Annotated in this window: 1 protein-coding gene and 2 pseudogenes; 2 read left to right on the top strand and 1 reads right to left on the bottom strand. The window is 72.9% G+C overall.

Annotated elements, in window-relative coordinates:
* Positions 1–886, bottom strand: a pseudogene (locus tag G3I42_RS19290) (ATP-binding protein); the annotation flags it as partial.
* Positions 887–1,187: 301 nt separating this feature from the next.
* Between G3I42_RS19290 and G3I42_RS19285 the strand changes: the two are divergent.
* Together G3I42_RS19285 and G3I42_RS19280 are read left to right on the top strand one after the other, a co-directional pair.
* A complete protein-coding gene (locus G3I42_RS19285; RefSeq protein ID WP_164287611.1) occupies positions 1,188–1,484 on the top strand; it encodes a hypothetical protein in 297 nt (98 codons plus the stop codon).
* A 254-nt stretch (positions 1,485–1,738) separates the two neighbouring features.
* A pseudogene (locus G3I42_RS19280) lies at positions 1,739–3,182 on the top strand (flotillin family protein); the annotation flags it as partial.

Here is a 3,182-nt window from a genome sequence, read left to right as displayed (position 1 = left end):
AGTCCGCGAGCGCCCCGGCCACGGCGGGGCTGCGGCGGCTCAGCGGCACGGCCCCCGCGGCGAGGGCGCGCAGCAGCGCGAGCGAGTGACGGTCGGCCAGGGGCGGCACGTCGACCCGTACCGCCTCCAGCGCGGTGCGCGGCAGCGGGGGCCCGGAGACGACGACGAGGAGGAAGCCCTCGGAGGTCACGGGGACGAGGTGCCGCACTTGCGCGGCGGCCGTGACGTGGTCGATGACGACGAGGGTGGGCCGGCCCGAGATCCGGCGCCGGTACTCCTCGATACGCCCCTGCTCGGTCGGTGGCAGGGCGTCAGGTGCGAGTCCCGTGCGCCCGAGGAGTGCGGCGAGTACCGCGGCCGGAGTGGGCGCGGGGACGCCCGGCACGTCACGGAGGTCGAGATGGAGCCGCCGCTCGCCGAAGGCGCCCTCGCCGAGTGCCATCCAGTGCAGCGCCGTCGCGCTCGTGCCGATACCGGGCGGTCCGCACAACTGCACCGCGCGCGGTGCGCCTTGATAGGCGCGCCTGGCCTCGTGGTCGAGCTGGCGCAGGACGTTCTTGCGGTTCTGAAAGTCGTGGGGCGCGAGCGGTACGGGCGGCCACGAAGCGTCCCCCGCGGCGGTGCGCAGCCGGGGGATCGCGCCCATCGCCGCCAGCCACTCGCGGGCATGCCCGGGGTGCTCGCGCAGCAGCAGGCTCAGCGCGTTCCCGAGGTCGTCGCGTGTCGCGGGATCGGCGAGCGAGGGTACGGGGGTCCCGCGGCGCAGCGTGCGGTTGATCAGGCCGTGGGTGCTGACGAGGAGTTGCTTGCCCACCTCGCCCCCGGCACCGTTGTACACCGCGCCGAGGAACGCGCTCAGCGCCCCGGCCGTCACCACTTCGAGCACGCCGGCCCCTCCCCGCTTCCCATGGTCCCGCTCGGCATTGGGGGACCGTATCCACCCCGACACCCCGGGAAACCGTATCCACCCCACCGGCTCCCCCGTACCGGAACGCCCCGGAACTTGGCCCCGCGCCCCGGTGCGCGGCCCCTCCGACGTCCGGGGACACGGCCCGCCGCCCTCATGTACCCGGCACCCATTCCCCTTACGACATTGCCGGAACCGTGCAGTGCGCCCGGGGCGTGGAGGAGGGCAGGATCGGGGGAGCGGCCCGGCGCCAGGGCCGTGGGAACGGGGGTGGGTGGCCGTGGGGGGTCGGAAACCGTGGGCGCGCTTCGCGGGGGACGAGGGGCCCTCGCTGCGGGAATTCGTCGGCGCGCTCTGCGTCATCCGTACCGGCTGGGTCGATGTCCGCTTCGGGCAGGCCGAGGTCCGCGCGACGGACGGATCGACCGCGCTGGTGCAGGTACGGCAGTACGAGGGCGAGGAGTTGGTGCTCGGGAGCACCGGGCTGCTCTACGCCTACGAGGAGGAACAGGGGTTCTTCTGGGTCGCGCCCTTCGACCCCGGCCTCGACCCCGCCCCTCCTGAACCGGGCCGCTGACCCAGCGCCCCACCCCGTCCGGCACGGCACGGGCCACCCGGGCCACGCCCGTACCGCGAGGCCCACCCGCGCACGCCACACCCGCGCGGCCACGCCGACACCGCGCGGCCCGCCCTGCCACGCCGACACCGCGCGGCCCGCCCGCCACGTACGCACCCGAGAACGCTCACGCGCTCCCGTCGCCTACCTCCACACCACCCCGCACCCCATTCCTCCGCATACGCATCGCTTCGTTACTGACCGGGGGGTCACTCGTGAATCTGCTCCTGGGGGTCGGTATTCCGGCCGTCGTCCTGCTCCTGCTGATCGCCGCGGGGCTGCTGCTCGTCAGCAAGCTCTTCCGGAAGGTCGAGCAGGGGCGGGCGCTCATCGTCTCCAAGTACCGCAAGGTCAGCGTCACGTTCACCGGCCAGGTCGTGCTGCCGGTGTTCCACAAGGCGGAGGTCATGGACATCTCGGTGAAGACCATCGAGATCTCCCGCACCGGCGCGGACGGCCTGATCTGCCGCGACAACATCCGCGCGGACATCCGCATCTCGTTCTTCGTCCGGGTCAACAAGACCGTCGAGGACGTCATCAAGGTCGCCCAGGCGATCGGCACCGCGCGCGCCAGCGACCGCGGCACGCTCCAGGAGCTGTTCAACGCCAAGTTCTCCGAGGCGCTCAAGACGGTCGGCAAGCAGCTCGACTTCACCGACCTCTACACGATGCGCGAGGAGCTGCGGGACCGGATCATCCAGGTCATCGGCACCGACCTCAACGGCTACAGCCTGGAGGACGCGGCGATCGACTACCTGGAGCAGACCCCGCTCGCCCAGCTCGACCCGGCGAACGTCCTCGACGCCCAGGGCATCCGCAAGATCACCGAGCTGACGGCCGTCGAGCACGTGCGCACCAACGAGTTCCAGCGCACCGAGGAGAAGGAGATCACGCGCCAGAACGTCGACGCGCGCGAGGCCATCCTGGAGCTGGAGCGCCGCCAGTCGGAGGCGGAGAGCAAGCAGAAGCGCGAGATCGAGACGGTGCGGGCGCGCGAGGACGCCGAGACGGCGCGCGTCGTCGAGGAGGAACGGCTGCGCGCGCAGGCCGCGTTCCTGCGGACGGAGGAGCAGCTCGGCGTCCAGCGCGAGAACCAGGCGCGCGAGATCGCCGTGGCGCAGAAGAACCGCGAGCGGGTCATCGCGATCGAGAACGAGCGCATCGAGAAGGACCGCCTTCTGGAGGTCATCGGCCGCGACCGGGAGACCGAACTGACCCGGATCGCCGCCGAGAAGGAGGTCGAGGGCGAGCGCCGCGCGATCGCCGAGGTCATCCGCGAGCGCGTCGCCGTGGACCGTACCGTCGCCGAGCAGGAGGAGGCGATCAAGCGGCTGCGCGCGGTCGAGGAGGCCGAGCGGCTGCGGCAGTCGGCGGTCATCGCGGCCGAGGCGGAGGCGCAGGAACAGCTCGTCAAGGACATCAAGGCCGCCGAGGCGGCGGAGCAGGCCGCGGTGCACCGCGCGGCCGAGCAGCTCACGCTCGCGGAGGCGCGCGACAAGGCGGCCTCGCTCGACGCGCAGGCCAAGGTGCGGCTCGCGGAGGGCGTGCAGGCGGAGGCCGCGGCCGAAGGTCTCGCCGCCGTGCGCGTACGGGAGCAGGAGGCGGCCGTCACCGAGAAGACCGGGCTCGCCGAGGCCCGCGCGACGGAGGCGCGGCTGC

Origin of the sequence: Streptomyces sp. SID11385 (genome assembly GCF_010548245.1) — a bacterium.
Lineage (GTDB): Bacteria > Actinomycetota > Actinomycetes > Streptomycetales > Streptomycetaceae > Streptomyces.
Note: the sequence above shows the minus strand (reverse complement) of the source record. Positions and strands in the feature narration are given on the sequence as shown.